Annotated in this window: 28 protein-coding genes; 26 read left to right on the top strand and 2 right to left on the bottom strand. The window is 61.0% G+C overall.

Features of this window, described 5'->3' with window-relative positions; all coding sequences use genetic code 11:
• The first annotated feature begins 9 nt into the window (after positions 1-9).
• The 15 genes from fliH to flhB all read left to right on the top strand — a co-directional run bounded on the left by fliH (position 10) and on the right by flhB (position 12,181).
• The gene (fliH, locus tag AB4P90_RS20460; protein WP_395605338.1) at positions 10-774 is read left to right on the top strand and encodes a flagellar assembly protein FliH; all 765 of its coding nucleotides are present in this window, start codon (positions 10-12) and stop codon (positions 772-774) included.
• Entirely contained in the window at positions 764-2,122 is a 1,359-nt protein-coding gene (gene fliI, locus AB4P90_RS20455) for a flagellar protein export ATPase FliI (protein ID WP_003192955.1), read from the top strand. Before fliH ends, fliI begins: the two co-directional genes overlap by 11 nt.
• 3 nt (positions 2,123-2,125) lie before the next feature.
• Positions 2,126-2,575: a flagellar export protein FliJ gene (fliJ, locus tag AB4P90_RS20450; RefSeq protein WP_003192954.1), complete on the top strand. Its 450-nt coding sequence runs from the start codon at positions 2,126-2,128 to the stop codon at positions 2,573-2,575.
• Positions 2,576-2,758: 183 nt separating this feature from the next.
• The gene (locus AB4P90_RS20445; RefSeq protein WP_014719349.1) at positions 2,759-3,064 is read left to right on the top strand and encodes an STAS domain-containing protein; all 306 of its coding nucleotides are present in this window, start codon (positions 2,759-2,761) and stop codon (positions 3,062-3,064) included.
• Positions 3,061-4,779: a fused response regulator/phosphatase gene (locus AB4P90_RS20440; protein ID WP_058410279.1), complete on the top strand. Its 1,719-nt coding sequence runs from the start codon at positions 3,061-3,063 to the stop codon at positions 4,777-4,779. The genes AB4P90_RS20445 and AB4P90_RS20440 overlap by 4 nt, the downstream gene beginning before the upstream one ends.
• Before the next feature lie 30 nt (positions 4,780-4,809).
• On the top strand, positions 4,810-5,157 hold the full coding sequence (locus AB4P90_RS20435; protein ID WP_014719347.1) for an Hpt domain-containing protein: 348 nt from the start codon (positions 4,810-4,812) through the stop codon (positions 5,155-5,157).
• A gap of 84 nt (positions 5,158-5,241) precedes the next feature.
• On the top strand, positions 5,242-6,546 hold the full coding sequence (locus tag AB4P90_RS20430; RefSeq protein ID WP_395605337.1) for a flagellar hook-length control protein FliK: 1,305 nt from the start codon (positions 5,242-5,244) through the stop codon (positions 6,544-6,546).
• A 262-nt stretch (positions 6,547-6,808) separates the two neighbouring features.
• Entirely contained in the window at positions 6,809-7,309 is a 501-nt protein-coding gene (gene fliL, locus AB4P90_RS20425; RefSeq protein WP_014719345.1) for a flagellar basal body-associated protein FliL, read from the top strand.
• 9 nt (positions 7,310-7,318) lie between these two features.
• The gene (fliM, locus tag AB4P90_RS20420) at positions 7,319-8,287 is read left to right on the top strand and encodes a flagellar motor switch protein FliM (RefSeq protein ID WP_014719344.1); all 969 of its coding nucleotides are present in this window, start codon (positions 7,319-7,321) and stop codon (positions 8,285-8,287) included.
• Positions 8,288-8,330: 43 nt separating this feature from the next.
• A complete protein-coding gene (gene fliN / locus AB4P90_RS20415) occupies positions 8,331-8,798 on the top strand; it encodes a flagellar motor switch protein FliN (RefSeq protein ID WP_003192941.1) in 468 nt (155 codons plus the stop codon).
• A gap of 1 nt (position 8,799) precedes the next feature.
• Positions 8,800-9,234, top strand: coding sequence for a flagellar biosynthetic protein FliO (gene fliO / locus AB4P90_RS20410; protein ID WP_019818369.1), 435 nt, complete (start codon positions 8,800-8,802; stop codon positions 9,232-9,234).
• Complete coding sequence (gene fliP / locus AB4P90_RS20405; protein WP_003192937.1) at positions 9,234-9,977, top strand: flagellar type III secretion system pore protein FliP; 744 nt, start codon at positions 9,234-9,236, stop codon at positions 9,975-9,977. The genes fliO and fliP overlap by 1 nt, the downstream gene beginning before the upstream one ends.
• 4 nt (positions 9,978-9,981) lie before the next feature.
• Entirely contained in the window at positions 9,982-10,251 is a 270-nt protein-coding gene (gene fliQ, locus AB4P90_RS20400) for a flagellar biosynthesis protein FliQ (RefSeq protein ID WP_003192936.1), read from the top strand.
• A gap of 4 nt (positions 10,252-10,255) precedes the next feature.
• The gene (fliR, locus tag AB4P90_RS20395; protein ID WP_005790062.1) at positions 10,256-11,041 is read left to right on the top strand and encodes a flagellar biosynthetic protein FliR; all 786 of its coding nucleotides are present in this window, start codon (positions 10,256-10,258) and stop codon (positions 11,039-11,041) included.
• Between the two features lie 3 nt (positions 11,042-11,044).
• The gene (gene flhB / locus AB4P90_RS20390) at positions 11,045-12,181 is read left to right on the top strand and encodes a flagellar biosynthesis protein FlhB (RefSeq protein WP_019818363.1); all 1,137 of its coding nucleotides are present in this window, start codon (positions 11,045-11,047) and stop codon (positions 12,179-12,181) included.
• A 33-nt stretch (positions 12,182-12,214) separates the two neighbouring features.
• On the opposite strand, the gene AB4P90_RS20385 is transcribed toward flhB, so the two are convergent.
• Positions 12,215-13,327 (bottom strand): hypothetical protein, encoded by a 1,113-nt coding sequence (locus AB4P90_RS20385; RefSeq protein WP_032902455.1) that lies wholly within the window; start codon positions 13,325-13,327, stop codon positions 12,215-12,217.
• 283 nt (positions 13,328-13,610) lie between these two features.
• Between AB4P90_RS20385 and AB4P90_RS20380 the strand changes: the two genes are divergently transcribed.
• Positions 13,611-13,787 (top strand): cold-shock protein, encoded by a 177-nt coding sequence (locus AB4P90_RS20380; RefSeq protein ID WP_020302700.1) that lies wholly within the window; start codon positions 13,611-13,613, stop codon positions 13,785-13,787.
• Between the two features lie 385 nt (positions 13,788-14,172).
• Positions 14,173-14,376 carry a cold-shock protein gene (locus tag AB4P90_RS20375; protein ID WP_020302702.1) on the top strand — a complete coding sequence of 68 codons (204 nt, stop codon included), beginning with the start codon at positions 14,173-14,175 and terminating at the stop codon, positions 14,374-14,376.
• A 112-nt stretch (positions 14,377-14,488) separates the two neighbouring features.
• Here the strand turns inward: AB4P90_RS20375 and AB4P90_RS20370 are convergent, their stop codons facing one another.
• Positions 14,489-14,743 carry a DUF6124 family protein gene (locus AB4P90_RS20370; protein ID WP_020302703.1) on the bottom strand — a complete coding sequence of 85 codons (255 nt, stop codon included), beginning with the start codon at positions 14,741-14,743 and terminating at the stop codon, positions 14,489-14,491.
• Positions 14,744-15,144: 401 nt separating this feature from the next.
• Here AB4P90_RS20370 and flhA point away from each other — a divergent pair, with 401 nt between their 5' ends.
• The 9 genes from flhA to AB4P90_RS20325 all read left to right on the top strand — a co-directional run bounded on the left by flhA (position 15,145) and on the right by AB4P90_RS20325 (position 25,747).
• On the top strand, positions 15,145-17,259 hold the full coding sequence (gene flhA, locus AB4P90_RS20365) for a flagellar biosynthesis protein FlhA (protein ID WP_058410283.1): 2,115 nt from the start codon (positions 15,145-15,147) through the stop codon (positions 17,257-17,259).
• An 11-nt stretch (positions 17,260-17,270) separates the two neighbouring features.
• The gene (gene flhF, locus AB4P90_RS20360) at positions 17,271-18,587 is read left to right on the top strand and encodes a flagellar biosynthesis protein FlhF (RefSeq protein ID WP_019818351.1); all 1,317 of its coding nucleotides are present in this window, start codon (positions 17,271-17,273) and stop codon (positions 18,585-18,587) included.
• Positions 18,588-18,692: 105 nt separating this feature from the next.
• Positions 18,693-19,526 (top strand): flagellar synthesis regulator FleN, encoded by an 834-nt coding sequence (gene fleN / locus AB4P90_RS20355; RefSeq protein ID WP_003192912.1) that lies wholly within the window; start codon positions 18,693-18,695, stop codon positions 19,524-19,526.
• Positions 19,523-20,263 (top strand): RNA polymerase sigma factor FliA, encoded by a 741-nt coding sequence (fliA, locus tag AB4P90_RS20350; protein ID WP_003192909.1) that lies wholly within the window; start codon positions 19,523-19,525, stop codon positions 20,261-20,263. Before fleN ends, fliA begins: the two co-directional genes overlap by 4 nt.
• Before the next feature lie 167 nt (positions 20,264-20,430).
• Positions 20,431-20,805, top strand: coding sequence for a chemotaxis response regulator CheY (locus AB4P90_RS20345; RefSeq protein ID WP_003192908.1), 375 nt, complete (start codon positions 20,431-20,433; stop codon positions 20,803-20,805).
• 18 nt (positions 20,806-20,823) lie between these two features.
• Positions 20,824-21,612, top strand: a complete 789-nt coding sequence (locus AB4P90_RS20340; protein ID WP_003192906.1) for a protein phosphatase CheZ — start codon at positions 20,824-20,826, stop codon at positions 21,610-21,612.
• Positions 21,613-21,623: 11 nt separating this feature from the next.
• Positions 21,624-23,828, top strand: coding sequence for a chemotaxis protein CheA (locus AB4P90_RS20335; protein WP_014719334.1), 2,205 nt, complete (start codon positions 21,624-21,626; stop codon positions 23,826-23,828).
• A 48-nt stretch (positions 23,829-23,876) separates the two neighbouring features.
• On the top strand, positions 23,877-25,007 hold the full coding sequence (locus tag AB4P90_RS20330; protein ID WP_003192904.1) for a chemotaxis response regulator protein-glutamate methylesterase: 1,131 nt from the start codon (positions 23,877-23,879) through the stop codon (positions 25,005-25,007).
• Complete coding sequence (locus AB4P90_RS20325) at positions 25,007-25,747, top strand: flagellar motor protein (protein ID WP_003192902.1); 741 nt, start codon at positions 25,007-25,009, stop codon at positions 25,745-25,747. The genes AB4P90_RS20330 and AB4P90_RS20325 overlap by 1 nt, the downstream gene beginning before the upstream one ends.
• Positions 25,748-25,762: the final 15 nt, after the last annotated feature.

The raw sequence follows: 25,762 nt of genomic DNA, 5'->3' as shown, positions 1-25,762 counted from the left end.
GCGCCTTGCATGTCGAATAAAGATGAGGCGCCCAGCGATCTGATTCGCGCGCGGGATGTCGGTGGTTTCGACATCTGGTCGCTGCCCAGTTTCGACCCCCATGTGCCGGAGCCTGAGCCTGAACCGGTTGAAGAACCTCCGGCAGAGATGGAAGAAGTGCCACTGGATGAAGTCCAGCCACTGACCCTCGAAGAGCTGGAAACCATTCGTCAGGAGGCCTACAACGAAGGCTTCGCGGCGGGGGAAAAAGACGGTTTTCGCAGCACCACCCTCAAGGTTCGCCAGGAGGCCGAAGCGGCGCTGGCCACCAAGTTGGGTAGCCTGGAACGCCTGATGGGCAACCTGTTCGACCCTATCGCCGAACAGGACTCGCAGCTGGAAAAATCCATGGTTGGCCTGGTGCAGCACATCGCGCGCCAGGTGATCCAGCGCGAACTGGTGCTCGATTCCAGCCAGATCGAAGGCGTGATGCGCGAAGCCCTCAAGCTGCTGCCCCTGGGCGTCGGCAATGTGCGGCTGTACATCAACCCCCAGGATTTCGAACAGGTCAAAGCCCTGCGCGAGCGCCATGAAGAAACCTGGCGCATCGTCGAAGACGCTTCGTTGCAGCCCGGTGGTTGCCGTGTCGAAACCGAGCACAGCCGCATCGATGCAACGGTGGAAACCCGCATCAGCCAGATCATGGCCAAGTTGTTCGATCAACTGCATGAACAAGCCCTGCACCCCGCCGAGTCGGACCTGAGCGTTGACCTGGACGCCACCGATGCGCCTTGATCGCACCAGCTTCGCCAAGCGCCTGGGCAGCTACGCCGAGGCCACCGAGTTGCCCGGCCAGCCGATCCTCGAAGGGCGCCTGTTGCGCATGGTCGGCCTGACCCTCGAAGCCGAGGGCCTGCGCGCCGCCATGGGCAGCCGCTGCCTGGTGATCAACGACGACAGCTACCACCCGGTGCAGGTCGAAGCCGAGGTGATGGGCTTTTCGGGCAGCAAGATTTTTCTGATGCCGGTCGGCAGCCTCGCCGGCATTGCCCCCGGCGCCCGCGTGGTGCCGCTGGCCGACACTGGCCGCCTGCCCATGGGCATGAGCATGCTGGGCCGCGTACTCGACGGGGCCGGCCGTGCGCTGGACGGCAAGGGCGGCATGAAGGCCGAAGACTGGGTGCCGATGGACGGCCCCACCATCAATCCGCTCAAGCGCAACCCCATCAGCGTGCCACTGGACGTGGGTATTCGCAGCATCAACGGTTTATTGACGGTCGGTCGCGGCCAGCGCCTGGGCCTGTTCGCCGGTACTGGCGTGGGTAAGTCGGTGTTGCTGGGCATGATGACGCGCTTTACCGAGGCCGACATCATCGTGGTGGGGCTGATCGGCGAGCGGGGCCGCGAAGTGAAGGAGTTCATCGAGCACAGCCTCGGTGAAGAAGGGCTCAAGCGTTCCGTTGTCGTCGCTTCTCCGGCAGACGATGCACCGCTGATGCGCCTGCGTGCGGCGATGTACTGCACGCGCATCGCCGAATATTTTCGCGACAAGGGCAAGAACGTCCTGTTGCTGATGGACTCGCTCACGCGTTTCGCCCAGGCCCAGCGCGAAATCGCCCTGGCCATCGGTGAACCGCCCGCGACCAAGGGTTACCCGCCATCGGTGTTCGCCAAGCTGCCCAAGCTGGTGGAGCGTGCCGGTAATGCCGAAGCCGGCGGTGGCTCGATCACCGCGTTCTACACCGTGTTGTCCGAAGGCGACGACCAACAGGACCCGATTGCCGACTCGGCGCGAGGTGTGCTCGACGGCCACATCGTGCTGTCGCGCCGCCTGGCCGAAGAAGGGCACTATCCGGCCATCGACATCGAAGCGTCCATCAGCCGGGTGATGCCGGCGGTGGTCACGCCGGAGCATATGGCCCGTGCCCAGCAGTTCAAACAGTTGTGGTCGCGTTACCAGCAAAGTCGCGACCTGATCAGCGTCGGCGCCTATGTGGCCGGTGGTGACCGCGACACCGACCTGGCCATCGCCTTGCAGCCGCAACTGGTGACCTACCTGCGCCAGGGTCTCAACGACAAGATCACCATGGGCGAGAGCCAGTCGCACTTGCAGTCCATCTTCGCCCCGGCGCCGGGCGGCTAAGCCATGGCCAACAGCCGCGCCGCCCGCCTGGCTCCGGTGGTGGACATGGCCGAAAAGGCCGAGAAAGCCGCTGTGCAGCGCCTGGGCTACTTCCAGGGCCAGGTGCGCCTGGCCCAAAGCAAGCTGGGCGACCTGGAGCGCTTTCGGGGCGAGTACCAGCAACAGTGGATCGAGCGCGGCAGCCAGGGTGTATCCGGCCAGTGGCTGATGGGGTACCAGGGCTTTCTCAATCAGCTTGAAACCGCCGTTGGTCAGCAACGCCAGAGCCTGGCCTGGCACGAGGCCAACCTCGACAAAGCGCGCGAGGCCTGGCAACAGGCGTTTGCCCGGGTCGAGGGGCTGCGCAAACTGGTGCAGCGCTACATCGACGAAGCGCGAGCCATCGAAGACAAGCGCGAGCAAAAGCTGCTCGATGAATTGTCCCAACGCCTTCCCCGCCCAGAACAGTTCTAACCGACACCACAAATCCAGTGTGGGAGCTGGCTTGCCTGCGAACGCGGTGGTTCAGTTAAAGATTCAGTGGCTGACACGCCGCCATCGCAGGCAAGCCAGCTCCCACAGTTGATTCACTGTGTTGCTCAGATGCGGTTCAGCTGCTACACCTTGTGTCTAGTGCAACGACAAGGAAGCAGTCACATGACAGTCGAGTCAGAAGTATCCCTGGACGGGAAGAAGTTGACGATCGCAATCAAGGGTCGGTTCGATTTCGGCAGCCACCAGGCGTTTCGGGAAGCCTACGAGCGTTTCTACAAGGTGCCCGAGACTTATATCGTCGACCTCAAGGATGCCACCTACATGGACAGTTCAGCCCTCGGCATGCTGCTGTTGCTACGGGATCATGCTGGAGGTGATGACGCCGAAGTTCGCGTGACGAACAGCAACTCCGACGTGCGCAAGATCCTCGCCATCTCCAACTTCGACAAACTGTTCGATATCAATTGAGCGCCCTGGCCCCTGTCCTGGAGGCGCTGACCATCCTGATCGCCGAAGACAGCGCCGCCGACCGCCTGTTGCTGGCGAGCATCATCCGCCGTCAGGGCCACCAGGTGCTGACTGTCAGCAACGGCGCCGAAGCGATTGAGGTGTTTGCCCGTGAGCGCCCGCAACTGGTGTTGATGGACGCGCTGATGCCGGTGATGGACGGCTTCGAAGCCGCACGGCAGATCAAGCAACTGGCGGGGGAGGCGCTGGTGCCGATCATCTTCCTCACGTCGCTGCGCGAAAGCGAAGCCCTGGCCCAGTGCCTGGACGCGGGCGGCGATGACTTTCTGCCCAAGCCCTATAACCCCTTGATCCTGGCAGCGAAGATCAACGCCATGGACCGCCTGCGCCGCCTGCAGGCCACGGTTTTGCAACAGCGTGACCTGATCGCCAGGCACCACGAACACCTGCTGCATGAACAGCGGGCGGCCAAGGCGGTGTTCGACAAGGTCGCCCATTCCGGTTGCATCAACGCCGCGCCGAATATCCGCTATCTGCAATCGCCTTATGCGTTGTTCAATGGCGACTTGTTGCTGGCGGCTTACACGCCATCGGGTGACATGCATGTGATGCTGGGTGATTTCACCGGCCATGGCTTGCCGGCCGCCATCGGCGCCATGCCCCTGGCCGAAGTGTTCTACGGCATGACCGCCAAGGGCTACGGCCTCACGCAGACCCTGCGGGAAATGAACGCCAAGCTCAAGCGCATCCTGCCGGTGGACATGTTCTGCTGCGCCACCTTGCTGTGCCTGAGCGCCCAGCGGCGGGCGGTGGAGGTGTGGAACGGCGGCATGCCCGAAGGCTATGTGCATGAAGTCGCCACGGGCAGGCGCACGCCATTGATGTCGCGGCACCTGCCCCTGGGGGTGTTGTCGGCAGAGGCGTTCGATGACAGCACCGAGGTCTGGCCCATGGCGTTGGGCGACCGGGTGTTTTTGCTTTCCGACGGCGTGCTCGACACCGCTGACGCCAACGATCAACTGTTCGGCGCCGAGCGCTTGCAGCAGGTGTTCGCCGCCAACCGCGAGCCCGACCGCCTGTTCGAGGACATCGAGCAGGCCCTGGCGGCCTTTCGCGGCCAGGCGCGCGATGACGTCAGCATGGTCGAGATCACGTTGCAGGCGGGCCAACCCTTGCGGGCGGCCGAACCGATGTATGCCGACAGCGGCCGGTCGTGCCCGCTGGATTGGTCGGTGAGTTTCGAATTCCGCGCCCAGACGCTCAGGACCTACAACCCGTTGCCGTACCTGCTGCAACTGCTGTTGGAGATCCATGGCCTGCGTGCGCAGAGCGGGGCGCTTTACAGTGTGATGGCCGAGTTGTATTCCAACGCGCTGGAGCATGGCGTGCTGGGCCTGGACTCACGGCTCAAGCGCGATGCCCAGGGGTTTGCGCAGTATTATCGCCAGCGCCATGAGCGCCTGGCGCAGTTGGACAGCGGTTACGTGCGCGTGCATGTGCAGGTGGTACCCACCGACAAGGGCGGCAAACTGACCTTGCGCCTCGAAGACAGCGGGCAGGGTTTTGATGTGGAGCAAGAGCTGGCGCGCCCCGTGGACATCGACCGTCTGTCTGGTCGGGGCCTGAGCCTGGTGCGTCAACTGAGCAGCGCTGTAGGCTGGTCCGATGGCGGGCGCACTGTCTGCGTGGAGTTTTGTTGGGCGGCTCTGGCATAATCCGCCGATTCTTGATCAAGGAGCGAGCAAGTGGCTGAGATTCATATGGACCCCGAGGTGTTGTCGGGTTTGCAGGAAGTCATGGAAAGCGAATACCCCACGCTGCTGGACACCTTTCTGCATGACTCTGAAGAGCGCGTGCAAGCGCTGCGCAAGGCGCGGGACGACGCCAAGACGTTGGGGCGTATCGCACACAGCTTCAAGGGCAGCAGTGGCAACTTGGGGGCGCTGCGCTTGGCAACGTTGTGTGAGCGGTTGGAGACCGAGTCCTTCAAGTCTGCTTCCGACTTGGGGGCGTTGGTGGATCAGATTGATCGTGAGTTTGCGCTGGTTCGGCCGCTTTATGAGCATGAGCGGGAGCGGTTTTCTGGGGTTTGATATTTTATCGGCCTGACTTGGCCCGACTCTTGCTCTACCTCCATAGACTGCATCCCCGACCCCATGCAGTGGAGACCCTTACTTATGCCAGTCGCCCCCAATTCGCTTCTTCAGGCTGCTGCTGCGGCCAAGCCTCAAGCGCCGGCCGCCACGCCTGCGGTAGCGCCTGCGGCCCCGCGGGACAAGGGCGCTGGCTTCGCTCAAGTGTTTGCCAAGCAAGCTGCCAAGCCGCAGGCCAAGAGCGACGATGCGCCAGCCAAACCCGTGCGCGACAAGGCTTCTGATCCCAGCGCCAAACCGGCCGCCGGCGACGATAAACCTGCCGCCAGCGCGCCAGCGGTTGCCGATAGCGGCAATCCCTTGCCTGCCAAGCCGGCCAAGAGCGACGACCACGCTGACAGTGAAGGCGAGCCACCTGCCGACCCGTCCCTGGCGCAGCAACCGGTGGCCGACCCGGCGCTGGTCGCCGCCGTGACGCCCGTGGCAGCCCCTGTGTCCGTACAAGCGCCTGCCGTTACGGCCGAAGATGACCAGGCCCAGCCGCTCATTGCTGTGACCGAGGAGCCCAAGCAGCCGGCCTTCGACCCTGAGGCCGACCCGCTGGATTCGATGCCGGCCGTGCGTCTGGCGATGGAGCAGGGCGGTCACGTCTCGGCCAGCAGCCAGGCGCCGCAGAAAGCCGCGCCCACCCCCCAGGACCAGCCGACCGCCGCGCAGAGCTTTGCCGCCGGCCTGGCCAACATGGTCGACCAGCAAGCCACCAAGGACAGCACCGACCAGGGGGGCGACAAGGCCTTCGGCGCGCTGATCGATGACGGCCTCAAGGACCTCAAGAACGCCAGCAGCGACACCCGCGTGGACGACTTCGCCAACCGCCTCGCCGCGCTGACCCAGGCCGCCACGCCCAAAACCGCCAACGCCTTGCCGCCGGTTGCCAACGCGCCGCTTGCCATGCATCAGAGCGGCTGGACCGAAGAGGTGGTCAACCGCGTGATGTACCTGTCCAGCGCCAACCTCAAGTCGGCCGAGATCCAGTTGCAGCCCGCTGAACTGGGGCGCCTGGATATCAAGGTCAATATGACGGCGGACCAGCAAGCCCAAGTCAACTTCATGAGCGGCCATGCGGTGGTGCGTGAAGCCCTGGAAAGCCAGTCCGGCCGTTTGCGCGAGATGTTTGCCCAGCAGGGCATGGGGCAGGTGGATGTGAACGTGTCCGACCAGTCGCGGGGCCAGGAGCAGCAGCAACACCAGGGCCAGGCGCGGGGCGTCAGTGGCAGCGGCAGGCGTGCTGACAGCGGCGACGCCGGTGGCCCTGTGGACGTGGCCGAAGTGGTAGCGCCCGTGAGCCAGAGCGTGATCGGCTCCAGCGCCGTCGACTACTACGCCTGACTTCCTGCTCAAACCCGGTCAGTGTGGGAGCTGGCTGATCGTTCCCACGCTCTGCGTGGGAATGCCACCCCGGACGCTCCGCGTCCCGAAGTCGGCGATGTTTTCGACCGTTGCGCACGGTGACGCGTAGCGTCACAGGATGCATTCCCACGCAGAGCGTGGGAACGATCATCTTCCTGCGCCTGCCAGCCAACTCTGGCATAACACTTGCTCTTGCCTTGCCATAGATCTACGAATCCCCGAATAGTGACGGATTATTGGCATGGCGAAGAGCGACGACGCAGCAACTCCCCCCGCAGGCAAAGGCAAGCTCAAGCTGATCCTGATGATTGTGCTGGGCCTGCTTCTGGCCATCGGTGCGTCGGTGGGCGGCACCTGGTACATCATGCACAGCAGTGCGAGCAAACCGGCGCCCGCCGCCGAAGCCGCCACGAACGTCAAGCAACCGGCAATCTTCGAACAGATGCTTCCGGCCTTTGTCGCCAACTACAACCAGAATGGTCGTCAACGCTACCTGCAGGTGAGCATCACCTTGCTGGCGCGCAACCAGGCGGACCTCGATGCCCTCAAGGTGCATATGCCGGTGATCCGCAACAACCTGGTGATGCTGTTCTCCGGGCAGAGCTTCGACAGCCTGGCCACGCCAGTCGGCCAGGAAATGCTGCGCCAGAAGGTCACTGCCAGCGTGCAGGAAGTGGCCCAGAAAGAACTCGGCAAAGTTGTGGTCGAGCAGGCGCTCTTCACTAACTTCGTATTGCAGTAGGATCACGACATGGCCGTGCAAGACCTGCTGTCCCAGGATGAAATCGATGCGCTGTTGCATGGCGTGGACGATGGTCTGGTACAGACCGAAATGGCTGCCGAACCCGGCAGCGTCAAAAGTTATGACCTGACCAGCCAGGATCGCATCGTGCGGGGACGCATGCCGACCCTGGAGATGATCAACGAACGCTTTGCCCGCTACACCCGCATCAGCATGTTCAACATGCTGCGCCGCTCGGCGGACGTGGCCGTGGGCGGTGTGCAGGTGATGAAGTTCGGTGAATACGTACACTCGCTGTACGTGCCCACCAGCCTCAACCTGGTCAAGATCAAGCCGTTGCGCGGCACTGCGCTGTTCATCCTCGACGCCAAGCTGGTGTTCAAGCTGGTGGACAACTTCTTCGGCGGCGACGGCCGTCACGCCAAGATCGAAGGGCGTGAATTCACCCCCACCGAACTGCGCGTGGTACGCATGGTGCTGGAGCAGGCCTTCATCGACTTGAAGGAAGCCTGGCAGGCGATCATGGAAGTCAACTTCGAGTACATCAACTCGGAAGTGAACCCGGCCATGGCCAACATCGTCGGGCCGAGCGAGGCCATTGTGGTGTCGACCTTCCACATCGAACTCGATGGCGGTGGCGGCGACCTGCACGTGACCATGCCGTACTCGATGATCGAGCCGGTGCGCGAAATGCTCGACGCCGGCTTCCAGTCCGACCTCGACGACCAGGACGAACGCTGGGTCAAGGCCCTGCGCGAAGACCTGCTGGACGTCGACGTGCCGTTGAGCGCCACCGTGGCCCGCCGTCAGTTGCGCCTGCGCGATATTTTGCACATGGCGCCTGGGGACATCATCCCCGTCGACTTGCCGGAAGAGTTGATCATGCGCGCCAACGGCGTGCCGTCATTCAAGGTCAAGCTCGGTTCCCACAAGGGCAACCTGGCGCTGCAAGTGGTTGAGCCGATCAACCGCCGCTGATTCAACCCCAATTCATGATTGTTTGCTGCGCCGAGGACATGTAATGGCTACCGAACACGAAAACACTTCCGCCGAAGACCAGGCCCTGGCTGACGAGTGGGCTGCGGCCCTGGAAGAAACCGGCGATGTTGGCCAGGACGACATCGACGCGCTGCTGGCCGCCGACGCCGCTACCGCGCCGGCCGGCAACCGTCTGGCCATGGAAGAATTCGGCAGCGTGCCGAAGAACAACGACCCGGTGAGCCTCGACGGCCCGAACCTGGATGTGATCCTCGACATCCCGGTGTCGATTTCCATGGAAGTGGGCAGCACCGAAATCAACATCCGCAACCTGTTGCAGCTCAACCAGGGCTCGGTGATCGAGCTGGACCGCTTGGCCGGCGAGCCGTTGGACGTGCTGGTCAACGGCACCCTGATTGCCCATGGCGAGGTGGTGGTGGTCAACGAGAAGTTCGGCATCCGCCTGACCGACGTGATCAGCCCGAGTGAACGCATCAAGAAGTTGCGCTGAGATGAAGTACTCGATGGCGGGACTGTTGCTGGCGCTGCCATTGAGCGCCCTGGCGGCGGAGCCGGTGGCGCAGGTGGCTGCGGCGCCAGCGGTCGGCAGTGTCAGTGGGCAGTTGACGCAACTGGTGCTGGGCCTGTTGCTGGTGATTGGCCTGATCTTCGTGCTGGCCTGGTTGATGCGCCGCGTGCAGCGCATCGGCCCGGGCAACGGCCAAGTGATCGAGCTGGTGGGCTCGCGCGCCCTCGGCCCGCGTGATCGGCTGGTGCTGGTGCAGGTGGGCGAGGAGCAGATCCTGCTCGGCATCACCCCCGGCCGCATCACCCCGCTGCATGTACTCAAGACCCCGGTGGACGCGGTCAAGACCGAAGCCGCCACGCCAGAATTCGCCCAGCGCCTGATGGAGTTGCTGGGCAAGGATCAGAAGGATAAGAAGTAATGCGCGTTTTGTTGACGCTCATGCTGTTGCTGGCCGCACCGATGGCCCTGGGCGCCGACCCGTTGTCGATCCCGGCGATCACCCTGGGCACCAACGCGGCGGGCGCGCAGGAATATTCGGTCAGCCTGCAGATCCTGCTGATCATGACGGCGCTGAGTTTTATCCCGGCGTTCGTCATGCTGATGACCAGCTTTACGCGGATCATCATCGTCTTCTCGATCCTGCGCCAGGCCCTGGGCCTGCAGCAGACGCCATCGAACCAGATCCTCACCGGCATGGCGCTGTTTTTGACGCTGTTCATCATGGCGCCGGTGTTCGACAAGGTGAACCAGCAAGCCCTGCAACCTTATCTGGCGGAAAAGCTCACAGCCCAGGATGCCATCGACAAGGCTCAGGGCCCGATCAAGGACTTCATGCTGTCGCAAACCCGCTCCAGCGACCTTGAGCTGTTCATGCGTCTGTCCAAGCGCACCGACATCGCTACCCCGGACCAGGCGCCGCTGACTATTCTGGTGCCGGCGTTCGTCACCTCCGAACTGAAGACCGCGTTCCAGATTGGCTTCATGATCTTCATCCCGTTCCTGATCATCGACCTGGTGGTGGCGAGCGTGTTGATGGCCATGGGTATGATGATGCTGTCACCGTTGATCATCTCGCTGCCGTTCAAGATCATGCTGTTTGTGCTGGTGGACGGCTGGGCGCTGATTATCGGCACCCTGGCCGGCAGTTTCGGAGGGGTATAGCGCTATGACGCCAGAAGTCGCCGTTGACCTGTTCCGTGAAGCGCTGTGGCTGACCACCCTGATGGTCGCCGTGCTGGTGGTGCCCAGTCTGTTGGTGGGCCTGCTGGTGGCGATGTTCCAGGCGGCCACCCAGATCAACGAACAAACCCTGAGCTTTCTGCCGCGCTTGCTGGTGATGCTGGTGACCCTGATCGTCGCCGGCCCGTGGCTGGTGCAAACCTTCATGGAATACATCCTGCAGTTGTACGGCAGTATTCCGCAGTTGATCGGCTGAGCCGATGCAATCCTTGCTGGCCTTGACCGACACCCAGATCAGTACCTGGGTGGCCTCGTTCATCCTGCCGCTGTTTCGCGTCACGGCGATGTTGATGGCCATGCCGGTGTTCGGCACCACGCTGGTACCGCGTCGTGTGCGCCTGTATTTCGCTGTGGCAATCACCGTGGTGATCGTGCCGGGCCTGCCGCCGATGCCGCCGGTGAACGCACTGGACCTTAGCGCCTTGTTGCTGATTGCCGAACAGATTCTGATCGGCGCCATGCTGGGGTTTTCCCTGACCCTGTTCTTCCAGGCTTTCGTGGTGGCCGGGCAAATCATCTCGATCCAGATGGGTATGGGCTTCGCTTCAATGGTGGACCCCACCAACGGCGTGTCGGCGGCGGTGATCGGGCAGTTTCTGACCATGCTGGTGACCTTGCTATTCCTGGCCATGAACGGTCACCTGGTGGCGTTCGAGGTGCTGACCGAGAGTTTCACCACCTTGCCGGTGGGCGCAGGCTTGGTGGTCAACCACTTCTGGGAACTGGTGGGGCGCCTCGGTTGGGTGCTGGGCGCGGCGCTGTTGCTGGTGTTGCCGGCGATCACGGCGCTGCTGGTGGTCAATATCGCGTTCGGCGTGATGACCCGCGCGGCGCCGCAACTGAACATCTTCTCGATTGGTTTCCCGCTGACCCTGGTGTTGGGTATGGGGATTTTCTGGGTCGGCCTGGCTGACATTCTCAATCAGTATCAACCGCTGGCCACCGATGCCTTGCAGTTCTTACGTGACCTGGCACGGGCGCGCTGAGCCATGGCCGAGAGCGAGAGTGGTCAGGACAAAACAGAAGACCCCACGGAGAAACGTAAAAAGGACTCCCGGGAAAAGGGCGAGATCGCACGCTCCAAAGAGCTCAACACGTTCGCCACCATGATCGCCGGTGCCGGGGCCTTGTTGATCTACGGGGGAGGCCTGGCGCTGGACCTGCTGGAGATGATGAAGCACAACTTCAGCTTGCCCCGCGAAGTGCTGCTCAACCCCGACGCCATGGCCCAGTACCTGCTGCACTCAGGCAAAATCGCCCTGTTGGCGGTGCAGCCGATCTTGATCACTTTGCTGCTGGCCGCGCTGATCGGCCCGGTCGCCCTCGGCGGCTGGTTGTTTGCCGCGGGCAGCATGGCGCCCAAGTTCAGCCGCATGAACCCGGGTGCGGGGCTCAAGCGCATGTTCTCTGCCAAGGCCCTGATTGAATTGCTCAAGGCCCTGGCCAAGTTTTTCCTGATTCTGTTCGTGGCGTTGGCGGTGTTGTCATCCGACATCGACGACTTGCTGCGCATTGCCCATGAACCGCTGGAATCGGCGATCATCCACAGCGTGCAGGTGGTGGGCTGGAGCGCACTGTGGATGGCCCTCGGGCTGATCCTGATCGCCGCCGTGGATGCGCCGATCCAACTGTGGGAAAGCCACAAGAAACTGCTGATGACCAAGCAGGAAGTGCGCGACGAGCACAAGGACCAGGAAGGCCGCCCCGAGGTCAAGCAACGCATCCGCCAACTGCAGCGGGAAATGTCCCAGCGCAAGATGATGGCCTCGGTGCCCGACGCCGATGTGATCATCACCAACCCGACCCACTACGCCGTGGCCCTCAAATACGACCCGGAGAAGGGTGGCGCACCGATGCTGCTGGCCAAGGGCAGTGATTTTACTGCGTTGAAAATCCGCGAAATCGCCGTGGCCAACGACATTTTGTTGCTGGAATCGCCGGCGTTGGCGCGCTCGATTTTCTATTCCACCGACCTCGACCAGGAAATCCCGGCCGGCTTGTACCTGGCCGTTGCACAGGTACTGGCCTACGTTTACCAAATCCGCCAATACCGCGCCGGCAAGGGCAAGCGGCCTGATCCGCTCAAGGATTTGCCGATTCCGCCGGATTTGCGTCGGGATTCCTGAGGCTCAATGCGCCGCGGCTGTGGTAAACCGTAGTTATTTAAGTCGCTCGGGAGTATCGCTTTGGGGTGCTTCGACTTTCGATAATTGCAGCACGTACACCTGCTCTACAAGTGTAGGGTCTGGTTTACCGCCACGGGTTCCAAAGAGCTCTTGCCGGCCATCCACTACCAAAAAATTGTGGCCTGGAGCGCTGGCAACCCCGATTTCACCCGGAGTTTCCAGCTCCTTCAACTTCGCGTTACTATCGCGGCCGGGTTTAATGTGATCCTTTAACCCAAGGAGTTCATACCCTTCCCAGGGAGAAGCTCCATCGTTAAGGCTTTTCACGCCATTAGCGTAGCTCTGTCCAACACGATCATAGCTATTTACCAGTTGTGCTCGCTTGGCAGCCACTGCGAACATAAAGTTAGCGTCGGTGAGCATCACCGGATCATCGCCTTTATACCCTGAATTGCGGGCTGCCAACTGTAACTCGCCTTTTGACAGGTACAGTTTGAAACCGTCGCGCATGGTCACAAAATAACCCTGAGCGACTTCCTTTACCGCTTCAAAGACATCCTTTTGACCAAACAGCGCCATCCCTGCCTTGATCCAGGAAGTAATTACACAGTTATCTTCATAACCTTGGCTGAAACCACTATAGATATTTTCTGGCTTTTTTCCGGGTTCAGACCCACCAGGATGATAGTGATAGAAGCTGTCCGCCTTCATCAGGGGCTTGTCACTGATGACCTCGCCCGCGGGGTAAAGGCTCATGTCGACGTTTTGGGAATTGCTGCCACCATCACCTGGAATCCCGCGCGGGTCAGATGTCCAGCCTCCTCTTACCAAATTAAGATCGTCCTGCAGGCGTTTGAATCGTTCAGGTGACAGGGCTGATTCAAAACGCTGTAGATAGGCTTTCAGATCTTTTTGCGGCATCACCTTGAGTTTTTCGATCAACTTATCGAACGCTGCGGGTGAATCCACTTCATTGCCTAAAATCTCGAATAGCGTTTTTTTCAGATCTGGTACCAGTTTAGTTTCGCCCGTCGACGGCGCTGGCGCCCAAACGTACTCAGCTTTAGGGGGCCCTGATTCAACCGTTTCAGCCTCTGAGGAGGCAAAGCGAAAAAAGGTGTTTAATGCGTTTAAATTTAAGTCCATGGTTTCGCCGCTATTTTTTAATCGGTTATCCACCCTAGGGAAGGGTGATTTTAAAGAGCTGATCGCTCAGCGAGTTGAGTGACAAAAAATGTCGTACCGGTTCCACAAAATCTTTATCCCTAGGCCCGATAGCGTTTTCGCAGGCGTCGAAGTACCTATCATGATGACTTCATCAGGATTCAAACCCGGTCTTACCTGTCAACTTTGACAGTAGCCATTACGCCGCCTTCACTGTTTGATACAGCGATGAGGCGCGCAGCCATGCGCGGCTCGGGAGGCGGTGATGGATAGGGGTACGGTCAGGTGGTTCGATGCGGTCAAAGGCATCGGCTTTATTGTGCGGGATCGCGATGGCAACGAGGTTGCCGTCCAATCGATGAATGTCACATGTGCTGAAATCCCGCAAGCGCCTGCCAAGCAGCGCAAACCGCGCAAACGCAAAAAATCAGCGGATGCATGACCCGCAACGTTGCCATGCCTATCACCCATTGAAAGCCCGCGTCTACCTGTCAACTCTGACAGTAGCCAACGGGCGCTGCCCGCTGTTTTATTACCCACCATGCACTGCGCGTATGTAGTAACGAGATGCAGGGAGAGCGGTTGTGAAGGTGGCTACGGGTACGGTCAGGTATTACGTCTGGCTCAGAGGCGATTGGTTGATCAAGCCCGATGGCGGGGGAGAGGATGTGTTTATCAATGGCAGAGACTGGCGTTGCACCGCGCTGTGGTTTGGCAAGCGCATGGAGTTCCAAATGGTCCATCGACCCGAGGGTATTTATGCGTTGCCTATCAAACGGTGCAACCCAGGTGAACCGGGTCTCAAGTGAAGTGTAGGGAGAATGGCAATGGCAACTGGCACGGTGAAGTGGTTTAACGCGGAGAAGGGATTTGGTTTTATTACCCAAGATGATGAAGGGCCCGATGTGTTTGCCCATTACTCGGCAATTGCGACGGCTGGGTACAAAAGCCTGGAGGAGAATCAAAAAGTAGAGTTTGACATCACACAAGGTCCAAAAGGCCCACAGGCTTACAATATACGGCCAGTTTAAAAACTGAATCACAGGTGGGAGCTGGCTTGCCTGCGATGGCTGACTCACAGCCAATATCCCAGTGGCTGACACACCGCAATCGCAGGCAAGCCAGCTCCCACCCTTGCCCGTATTATCCGCTGCTTGCTTTGCCCGCCATTGTGGCGCCAACGTGCAGGCGATCAGCCAGTAACTGCGCGAGTTCGATCAACTGCGCAACGCCGAGCAATTCCTCTCGTTTCGAACCTTCCAGGTCAAAGGCCAAGTCGCAGCTCAGCGCATTGGCCGAAGCAAGTGTTTCACTGAGGTTGACCAGCAGGTCTTCGCTGCTGATGCCGTCGGCTACGGTAAACAGCCGGGTGGGGGAATTTGAGGCGTGTTTGATCACTGTGAAGCTCCTTTTAGAAAGGGAGAGGGTGCTTTTGCTCCTAGGTAATCCGGGCCGCGACGCCCGTCCGCTGCGTTTGCAGCGGTGTACGGAGACTAGAGAGCGAGTTTCCTAGGGGCAACCCCAAATCCTTATCGGAAATTTCCTCGATATCCAAGGTGCACACAAATCCAAATGTGGGAGCTGGCTGGCCTGCGATAGCTGATTTACAGCCAATATCTCAGTGGCTGACACACCGCAATCGCAGGCAAGCCAGCTCCCACACTTGAATCGGCTAGCACTCGAGAATCATCCCAAAACCAAAGTTGGAAGGCTTCTTGCAACCCCGCCTCCAAGTCGCCCTCCAGCGTCAAAACTTTGCTTCAAGGACCCGAGGAATACCGGTGGTAGATCGCTCTCAAATGCTCAACACGGCCCGTGGCACCCTGACTGACCTGTCGCGGGGCAATCTGGGTGTGCCGTTGTTGTTGCTGGTGATGCTGGCAATGATGATGTTGCCGATGCCGCCCTTTCTGCTCGACGTGTTCTTTACCTTCAACATTGCCCTGTCTGTCGTGGTCTTGCTGGTGTGCGTGTACGCCTTGCGGCCGCTGGATTTCGCGGTGTTCCCGACGATTCTGCTGGTGGCGACCCTGCTACGTCTGGCATTGAACGTCGCCTCCACGCGGGTGGTGATGCTCCACGGCCAGGACGGCCATGCCGCTGCCGGTAAGGTGATCCAGGCCTTCGGTGAGGTGGTGATCGGCGGTAACTACGTGGTCGGTATCGTGGTGTTCGCGATCCTGATGATCATCAACTTTGTGGTGGTGACCAAGGGCGCCGGGCGGATTTCCGAGGTGAGCGCGCGGTTTACCCTCGACGCCATGCCCGGCAAGCAGATGGCCATCGACGCCGACCTCAACGCCGGCTTGATCGACCAGAACCAAGCCAAGTCGCGCCGGGCCGAAGTTGCTCAGGAAGCCGAGTTCTACGGCTCCATGGACGGCGCCAGCAAATTTGTGCGCGGTGACGCCATCGCTGGCCTGTTGATTCTGTTTATCAACCTGATCGGCGGCATGGCGGTCGGTATCTTCCAGCACGGCATGACCTTCGGCGATGCCGGCAAGGTGTACGCCTTGCTGACCATTGGTGACGGTTTAGTGGCGCAATTGCCATCACTGTTGTTATCCACAGCGGCGGCCATCATGGTTACCCGTGCTTCGGGCTCCGAAGACATGGGCAAGCAGATCAGCCGGCAGATGTTCGCTTCGCCCAAGGCCCTGGCCGTGGCGGCGGGCATTATGGCGATCATGGGTATCGTGCCGGGCATGCCGCACTTCTCGTTCCTGAGCATGGCGGCCCTGGCGGGTGGCGCGGCGTACCTGTTCTGGAAGAAGCAGAACCAGGTCAAGGTCCAGGCCGAGCAGGAGATTGCCCGTCAACAGGATCTGCTGCCATCCCCGGCCCGTGCCCAGGAAACCAAGGAACTGGGCTGGGACGACGTCACGCCCATCGACATGATCGGCCTGGAAGTCGGCTACCGCCTGATCCCGCTGGTCGACCGCAACCAGGGTGGGCAACTGCTGGCGCGAATCAAGGGCGTGCGCAAGAAGCTGTCGCAGGACTTGGGCTTCCTGATGCCCACTGTGCATATCCGTGACAACCTCGACCTGGCCCCCAGCGCCTATCGCCTGACCCTGATGGGGGTGATCCTGGCCGAAGCCGAGATCTACCCGGACCGCGAACTGGCGATCAACCCCGGCCAAGTGTTCGGTACGCTCAACGGCATCACCGCCAAAGATCCGGCTTTCGGCCTGGAAGCGGTGTGGATCGAAGTCAGCCAGCGCAGCCAGGCGCAGTCCCTGGGTTACACCGTGGTGGATGCCAGCACCGTGGTCGCCACGCACCTCAACCAGATTCTCTACAAGCACTCCCACGAGCTGATCGGCCACGAGGAAGTCCAGCAATTGATGGGCTTGCTGGCCAAATCGTCGCCAAGACTGGCCGAAGAGCTGGTGCCTGGCGTGCTGTCGTTGTCGCAGTTGCTCAAGGTGTTGCAAGCGCTGTTGGCCGAACAGGTGCCTGTGCGCGACATTCGCAGCATTGCCGAGGCCATCGCCAACAATGCCGCCAAGAGTCAAGATACTGCCGCTCTGGTGGCGGCGGTGCGTGTCGGCGTGTCCCGCGCAATCGTGCAAAGCATTGTAGGGACTGAGTCCGAGCTGCCTGTGATCACCTTGGAACCCAGGTTGGAACAAATATTGCTCAATAGTATTCAGAAGGCAGGGCAAGGCCAGGAAGAGGGCGTTTTACTGGAGCCAAGCATGGCTGAAAAGCTGCAGCGTTCGTTGATCGACGCCGCACAGCGCCAGGAAATGCAGGGCAACCCGGTGATCCTGCTGGTGGCCGGCCCGGTTCGCGCAATGTTGTCGCGGTTTGGACGCCTGGCTGTACCGAATTTGCACGTGTTGGCTTACCAGGAAATTCCTGACAATAAGCAAGTGACTATCGTCGCGACAGTTGGGCCCAATGGCTGAGGTAGTGGGTTATGCAAGTTAAGCGTTTTTTCGCCGCCGATATGCGTCAGGCCATGAAGTTGGTCCGCGATGAGCTGGGCGCCGATGCCGCGATTATCGGTAACCGTCGGATTGCTGGCGGTGTCGAGCTGACGGCTGCCCTGGATTACACGCCCCAGGCGCTGGCCCCGCGCGTGCCGAACATGGAACTCGAAGACGAGCTGCGCAAGACCGCCTCGCGCATTGTGTCGGCCCAGGCTGAACTGAGCATGCGCGGTGACAGCGATGCCAGCACCAATCGCCAATTATTCGCCGGCCTGCCGCTGACCGCCGCCGAGCCGCTGGTTGAGCCCACCTTTGTCGAACCGCCGCGTCCTGCAGCGCCTGCCCCGGCCGCCGCAGTTGACCAGCGTGTGATCGACTCGATGCGCTTTGAACTCAATGGCCTGCGCGAATTGCTCGAAGTGCAGCTGGGCTCGTTGGCCTGGACTCAGTTGCAAGGCAGCAAGCCCCAGCAAGCCAACCTTTGGCGCCGCTTGCAACGCATCGGCTTGTCCGGCCCGTTGTCCCGCGACCTGCTGGCCTTGACCGCCGAAGTCGAAGAACCTCGTCAGGCCTGGCGCATGTTGCTGGCGCATCTGGCGCGCATGATCGCCACGCCGGAAATCGAACCCCTGGAAGAGGGCGGTGTGATCGCCATGGTCGGCCCCGCCGGCATGGGCAAGACCACCACCCTGGCCAAGCTGGCCGCCCGTTATGTGCTTAAGTACGGCGCACAGAATATCGCGTTGGTGAGCATGGACAGCTACCGCATCGGCGCCCAGGAGCAGCTCAAGACCCTGGGCCGCATTCTCAACGTGCCGGTGACCCATGTCGACCCGGGCCAGTCCCTGGCCAATGCCCTCGAGCCGTTGCTGCGCAAGCGCGTGGTGCTGATCGATACCGCCGGCCTGCAAGCCAGTGATCCAGCGCTGCGCATGCAGCTCGAAAGCCTGGCCGGGCGTGGCATCAAGTCGAAAAATTACCTGGTGCTTGCAACCACCAGCCAGAAACAGGTTCTTACCGCTGCCTATCACAGCTACAAGCGTTGCGGCCTGGCCGGCTGCATCCTCACCAAACTCGACGAAACCGCGAGCCTGGGCGAGGTATTGAGCCTGGCCATCAGCCATGAATTACCGGTTGCCTACCTCACCGACGGGCCGCGGATCCCGGATGATCTGCATCTGCCGCGCCGTCATCAGTTGGTCAGCCGTGCCGTGAGTGTGCAAATGCAAGACGAGCCTAGCGAGGAAGCGATGGCCGATATGTTCGCCGACCTTTACCACCACCCGGCTAAACGGGTGGGTTGAGGCAGGATGAACACCGTGAAATGTACCTACATCGATGGTCTGCAAGCGATTCACGCGGCCAAGCCATGTAGCCTGCGTCTAAGCAAGACAAGGTAAAGAAATAAAATGGGCAGCATGCATCCCGTACAGGTGATCGCGGTGACCGGCGGCAAAGGTGGCGTCGGGAAAACTAACGTGTCAGTGAATTTGTCCCTGGCCCTGGCAGAGCTTGGCCGTCGCGTCATGCTGCTGGATGCTGACCTGGGCTTGGCGAACGTGGACGTTCTCCTGGGGCTGACACCCAAACATACCCTGGCCGATGTGATCGAGGGCCGCTGCGAGCTGCGCGATGTGCTGCTCCAGGGCCCTGGTGGCATTCGCATCGTGCCGGCGGCCTCGGGCACCCAGAGCATGGTGCACCTGAGCCCCGCGCAGCATGCCGGGCTGATCCAGGCGTTCAGCGACATCGGCGACAACCTCGACGTGCTGGTGATCGACACCGCCGCCGGGATCGGCGAGTCGGTGGTCAGCTTTGTGCGCGCAGCGCAGGAAGTGCTGTTGGTGGTGTGCGACGAGCCCACCTCGATCACCGATGCCTACGCGCTGATCAAACTGCTTAACCGTGACTACGGCATGAATCGCTTCCGCGTGCTGGCCAACATGGCCCAGAGCCCGCAGGAAGGGCGCAACCTGTTCGCCAAGTTGACCAAGGTCACGGACCGCTTCCTCGATGTGGCTTTACAATACGTCGGCGCAGTTCCCTATGACGAGTGTGTGCGCAAGGCCGTGCAAAAGCAGCGTGCGGTCTACGAAGCGTTCCCTCGTTCGAAATGCGCACTGGCGTTCAAGGCCATTGCCCAGAAGGTCGATACCTGGCCGTTGCCCGCCAACCCGCGGGGGCATCTGGAGTTTTTCGTCGAGCGTTTGGTGCATCAGACGAGCGCAGGACCGGTGCTATGACATCCAGCGGCTACAACCTTTACAAAAAGTCGGCACGTGACAGCCAGGGCGAATTGATCGAGCGCTATGCGCCGTTGGTCAAGCGCATTGCCTATCACCTGTTGGCGCGCCTGCCCGCGAGTGTGCAGGTTGAAGACTTGATCCAGGCCGGCATGATCGGCTTGCTTGAAGTCTCGACCAAATACGACGCCAGCAAGGGTGCCAGTTTCGAAACGTATGCGGGTATCCGTATCCGTGGCGCGATGCTCGACGAGGTGCGTAAAGGCGATTGGGCGCCGCGTTCGGTACACCGCAATACGCGCATGGTCAGTGATGCAATTCGAGCAATTGAAGCAAAAACCGGTCGTGACGCTAAAGATCATGAAGTTGCGGCCGAACTCCAATTGAGTCTCGACGATTATTACGGGATTTTGAACGATACCTTGGGCAGCCGCCTGTTCAGTTTTGACGACCTTTTACAGGACGGCGAACACGAAGGGCTGCACGAGGACGGCGCGAGCGCGCATACGGAGCCGTCACGCGACCTGGAAGATGAACGTTTCCAGGGCGCGTTGGCCGATGCAATCGCCAACTTGCCGGAGCGTGAGCGGCTGGTGCTGGCGCTGTACTACGACGAAGAGCTGAACCTCAAGGAAATCGGTGAGGTCCTGGGGGTCAGCGAATCGCGTGTCAGCCAGTTGCATAGCCAGTGCGCAGCCCGCTTGCGGGGGCGATTGGCCGAGTGGCGCGCGCGCTGACAGGCAGTGTGGGGGCACTGCAGACGCTGCCGTGAGATCGCAAGGTTTCGCGGCTGTGTGCCGTGGTGCCCTGGGCAGTCCTTTTTGTGTAACGCCTGTTGATTGAAATGGCGCGTCCAGGTGCTGGGCGCGTTTAAGACTGCTTGGAGGTCGAATTGGACAAGAACATGAAAATCCTCATCGTTGATGACTTCTCAACGATGCGGCGGATCATTAAAAACCTGTTGCGTGACCTTGGGTTCACCAACACGGTCGAGGCGGATGACGGCCTGACGGCCATTCCGATCCTCAACAGCGGGAGCATCGACTTTCTGGTAACCGACTGGAACATGCCGGGCATGACCGGTATCGACCTGCTGCGCCATGTGCGCGCCGATGAAAAACTGCGCAGCTTGCCTGTGCTGATGGTGACCGCCGAAGCCAAGCGCGAACAGATCATCGAAGCCGCCCAAGCCGGGGTCAACGGTTATGTGGTCAAACCATTCACGGCACTGGCCTTGAAAGAGAAGATCGAGAAAATCTTCGAACGCATCCACGGCTAATGCCATCGCGGGGGAGCTATGGAGCATAACGAAACGTCACAGGGCGACTTTGAGTCGACCCTGAAAAAACATGCTCACCAGTTGGTCGACAGCCTGGAAAAAGGCCAGTTCGCCGATGCGGTGCAGTTGATCCATGAGCTTAACCAGACCCGTGACCGCGGCCTGTACCAGGAAGTGGGCAAGCTCACACGCGAGCTGCACAGCGCAATCGTCAATTTCCAGATTGACCCGCGCATGCCCCAGGCCGAAGAAATTTCCCAGATTACCGACGCCACCGAGCGCCTGTCCTATGTGGTCAGGCTGACTGAGGCGGCGGCCAACCGCACCATGGACCTGGTGGAAAACGCCACGCCCCTGGTCAACGGCATGGCCACCGAAGCCCAGGCCTTGAGCCAGGACTGGGGCCGCTTCATGCGCCGCGAAGTGGGCGCTGAAGAGTTTCGTGAACTGGCGCGTCGCGTCGACGGGTTCCTGTCGCGCAGCGAACAGGAAAACCGCACGGTGGCCAGCAACCTCAACGACATCCTGCTGGCCCAGGATTACCAGGACCTCACCGGCCAGGTGATCAAGCGCGTGACCCAGTTGGTTACCGAAGTGGAAAGCAACTTGCTCAAATTGGTGCTGATGGCCGGCCAGGTCGATCGTTTTGCCGGCATCGAACATGACCGTGAAGCGATCCTCTCTGAAAAAGATCCACAAAAACATCTCGCCAAGGGTGAAGGTCCGCAGATTCATGCCGATAAACGTGAAGACGTTGTGTCAGGTCAGGATGACGTAGATGACCTGTTATCCAGTTTAGGCTTCTAAGGAGCACCCACATGAGCTTCGGCGCCGATGAAGAAATCCTTCAGGATTTCCTTGTAGAGGCCGGCGAAATTCTAGAGCAACTGTCCGAACAACTGGTCGAGCTGGAAAGCCGACCGGATGATGCGAACCTGCTCAATGCAATTTTTCGCGGTTTTCACACTGTAAAAGGGGGCGCCGGCTTCCTCCAGCTCCATGAGCTGGTGGAGTGCTGTCACATCGCCGAGAACGTTTTCGACATCCTGCGCAAGGGTGAGCGTCACGTCGACTCGGAACTGATGGACGTGATTCTCGAAGCACTGGATGCGGTCAACGGCATGTTCAGCCAAGTGCGTGAACGTGCACCGATCACTGCCGCCACGCCGGAACTGCTGGCCGCCCTGGCGCGCCTGGCCGAACCTGCCGATACCGCGGCTGCGCCGGTGGTCGAGGCCGCACCGGAGCCGGTGGCGCAAGCCGAGCCGGACGTGACCGACAGCGAGTTCGAACAACTGCTCAACTCCCTCAGCGCGGTCAAGGCCGAAGCTGAAGTGCCGGTGCAGCCTGCCGCGACGCCGAGCAGTGAAGACATTACGGACGCCGAGTTCGAGTCGTTGCTCGACCAGTTGCACGGCAAAGGCCAGTTCGCGGCGGATGCCGTGGCACCTCCTGCGGCGACGCCAGAAGCACCCGCTGCCAACACCAGCACTGACATTACCGACGACGAATTCGAGGCACTGCTCGACCAACTGCATGGCAAAGGCACCTTTGTGGCCGAAGCCCTGCCCGAGGTTGCAGCGACTGCCGCCGCCGCTGCGCCAGCGGCCAGTACCGCACCGGCCGGTGACGGGTTGATCTCGGATCACGAATTCGAAGCCTTGCTCGACGAGCTGCACGGCAAAGGCAAGTTCAGCGAAGTGGCCCCGGCCGCGGCCGCGCAGGTTGCAGCACCAGCCACTGCGGCACCGGTTGCTGCCAAACCTGCGCCGGCAGCCAAGCCAGCACCTGCCGCCGCCCCGGCCCCTGCGCGTGCAGCGGCCCCAGCGGCAGCGGAAAAACCTGCCAGCGAAGCCGAAACCACCGTGCGTGTGGATACCGCGCGCCTGGACGACATCATGAACATGGTGGGCGAACTGGTGCTGGTGCGTAACCGCCTGGTGCGCCTGGGCCTGAACAGCGGCGACGAAGCCATGCAGAAGGCCGTGTCGAACCTCGACGTGGTCACCGCCGACCTGCAAACCGCGGTGATGAAAACGCGGATGCAGCCGATCAAGAAAGTCTTCGGCCGTTTCCCGCGCCTGGTTCGTGACCTGGCGCGCCAGCTCAAGAAAGAAATCAACCTGGAACTGGTGGGCGAAGAAACCGACCTCGACAAAAACCTCGTCGAGGCCCTGGCCGACCCGCTGGTCCACTTGGTGCGCAACGCGGTCGACCACGGCGTAGAGACGCCGGAAGAACGCGAAGCTGCGGGCAAGTCCCGCAACGGCAAAGTGATTTTGGCGGCGGAGCAAGAGGGCGACCACATCCTGCTGTCGATCACCGATGACGGCAAAGGCATGGACCCGACCATCTTGCGCAATATCGCGGTCAAGCGCGGCGTGATGGACAAGGACGCCGCCGACCGCCTGACCGACACCGAGTGCTACAACCTGATCTTTGCCCCGGGGTTTTCGACCAAAACCGAGATCTCCGACGTGTCCGGGCGTGGCGTGGGCATGGACGTGGTGAAGACCAAGATAAGCCAGCTCAACGGCTCGATCAATATCTACTCGACCAAGGGCCAGGGCTCCAAGATCGTCATCAAGGTGCCGTTGACCCTGGCGATCATGCCGACCCTGATGGTGATGCTGGGCAACCAGGCGTTCGCCTTCCCGCTGGTCAACGTCAACGAGATCTTCCACCTCGACCTGTCGCGCACTAACGTGGTGGACGGCCAGGAAGTGGTGATCGTGCGTGACAAGGCGTTGCCGCTGTTCTACCTCAAGCGTTGGCTGGTGGCCTCGGCCGCCCATGAAGAACAACGCGAAGGCCATGTGGTGATTCTGTCCGTGGGTACCCAGCGCATCGGCTTTGTGGTCGACCAACTGGTGGGCCAGGAAGAAGTGGTGATCAAGCCTTTGGGCAAGATGCTGCAGGGAACCCCAGGCATGTCGGGCGCAACCATTACCGGTGACGGTCGCATCGCACTGATTCTCGATGTTCCGAGCATGCTCAAGCGTTACGCCGCACGGCGTATTTGATTCTGGTGGGGCAGGGCGGTCATGCCCGCCCCGCCTAACGGAGTGTTTATGGCAGTCAAGGTCCTGGTGGTGGACGATTCGGGTTTCTTCCGCCGCCGCGTCTCGGAAATTCTTTCCGCTGATCCAACGATCCAGGTGGTCGGCACGGCCACCAACGGCAAAGAGGCGATCGATCAAGCCATTGCCTTGAAGCCGGACGTGATCACCATGGACTACGAGATGCCGATGATGGATGGCATCACGGCCGTGCGCCACATCATGCAACGCTGCCCTACACCGGTATTGATGTTTTCCTCGCTGACTCACGAAGGCGCGCGGGTGACCCTCGACGCTTTGGATGCCGGCGCGGTGGACTTTTTGCCGAAGAATTTCGAAGACATCTCGCGCAACCCCGACAAGGTCAAGCAGATGCTGTGCGAGAAGGTGCACAGCATTTCCCGCAGTAACCGTCGCAGCCTGTTCAGCACACCTGCGCCAGCCCCTACGCCTGCGCCCGCCGCAGCGGCGCCCAGTTCGTCGTTTGCGCGCCCGGCCCCGGCGCCCGTGGCCCGGCCTGCGGTCGCGCCGGTACGTGCCGCCGCAGCGCCGAGTGCGCATTCGCCGGCACCCAAGCGCAAGGCTTACAAGCTGGTCGCCATCGGCACCTCCACCGGCGGCCCGGTGGCCTTGCAGCGAGTATTGACCCAACTGCCGGCCAACTTCCCTGCGCCGATTGTGCTGGTGCAGCACATGCCGGCGGCATTCACCAAGGCGTTCGCCGAGCGCTTGGACAAGTTGTGCCGTATCACCGTGAAGGAAGCCGAGGATGGCGACATTCTGCGTCCTGGCCTGGCACTGCTGGCGCCGGGCGGCAAGCAGATGATGGTGGACGGGCGTGGCGCGATCAAAATCCTGCCGGGCGATGAGCGCCTGAACTACAAGCCGTGTGTGGACATCACCTTCGGTTCGGCGGCCAAGTCCTATGGCGACAAAGTTCTGGCGGTGGTGCTCACCGGCATGGGCGCCGATGGCCGTGAAGGTGCGCGCCTGCTCAAGCAGGGCGGCAGCGCCATCTGGGCCCAGGATGAAGCCAGTTGCGTGATCTATGGCATGCCCATGGCCATCGTCAAGGCTGACCTGGCCGATGCGGTCTACAGCCTGGACGACATCGGCAAGCACCTGGTGGAGGCCTGCCTCTGATGGATGTGTTGAGCCTGATCGGCATCACCATGGCGTTTGTCGCCATTATTGGTGGCAACTACCTGGAAGGCGGCCACCTCGGCGCCTTGGCCAACGGCCCGGCAGCGCTGATCGTGATCGGTGGCACCGTGGGCGCGGCGTTGTTGCAGTCGCCCCTGAGCTCATTCAAGCGTGCCATGCAGATTCTGGTGTGGATCATTTTTCCGCCACGGGTCGACCTGGCAGGCGGCATCGACCGCGTGGTCAATTGGAGCCTCACCGCCCGCAAGGAAGGCCTGCTGGGCCTGGAAGGCGTGGCCGATGCCGAGCCTGACAGCTACGCGCGCAAAGGCCTGCAACTGTTGGTCGATGGCGCCGAACCGGAAGCGATCCGCAGCATCCTCGAAGTGGACTTCTACACTCAGGAAAGCCGTGACATCAACGCGGCCAAAGTCTTTGAAAGCATGGGCGGCTACGCGCCGACCATTGGCATCATCGGCGCGGTGATGGGCCTGATCCACGTGATGGGCAACCTGGCCGACCCTTCGCAACTGGGCAGCGGCATTGCCGTGGCGTTTGTCGCGACCATCTACGGCGTGGCCAGTGCCAACCTGGTGTTGCTGCCGGTGGCCAGCAAGCTCAAGTCGATTGCCATGCGCCAGTCGCGTTATCGCGAAATGTTGCTCGAAGGCATCCTGTCGATTGCCGAGGGCGAGAACCCGCGCTCCATCGAATTGAAGCTTCAGGGCTTCATGGATTGATGGGGAGGAACTGCC

The sequence above is a fragment of the Pseudomonas sp. B16120 genome, from assembly GCF_044218845.1.
GTDB lineage: Bacteria > Pseudomonadota > Gammaproteobacteria > Pseudomonadales > Pseudomonadaceae > Aquipseudomonas > Aquipseudomonas paracarnis.
This window is presented reverse-complemented; position numbering and strand designations above follow the sequence as displayed.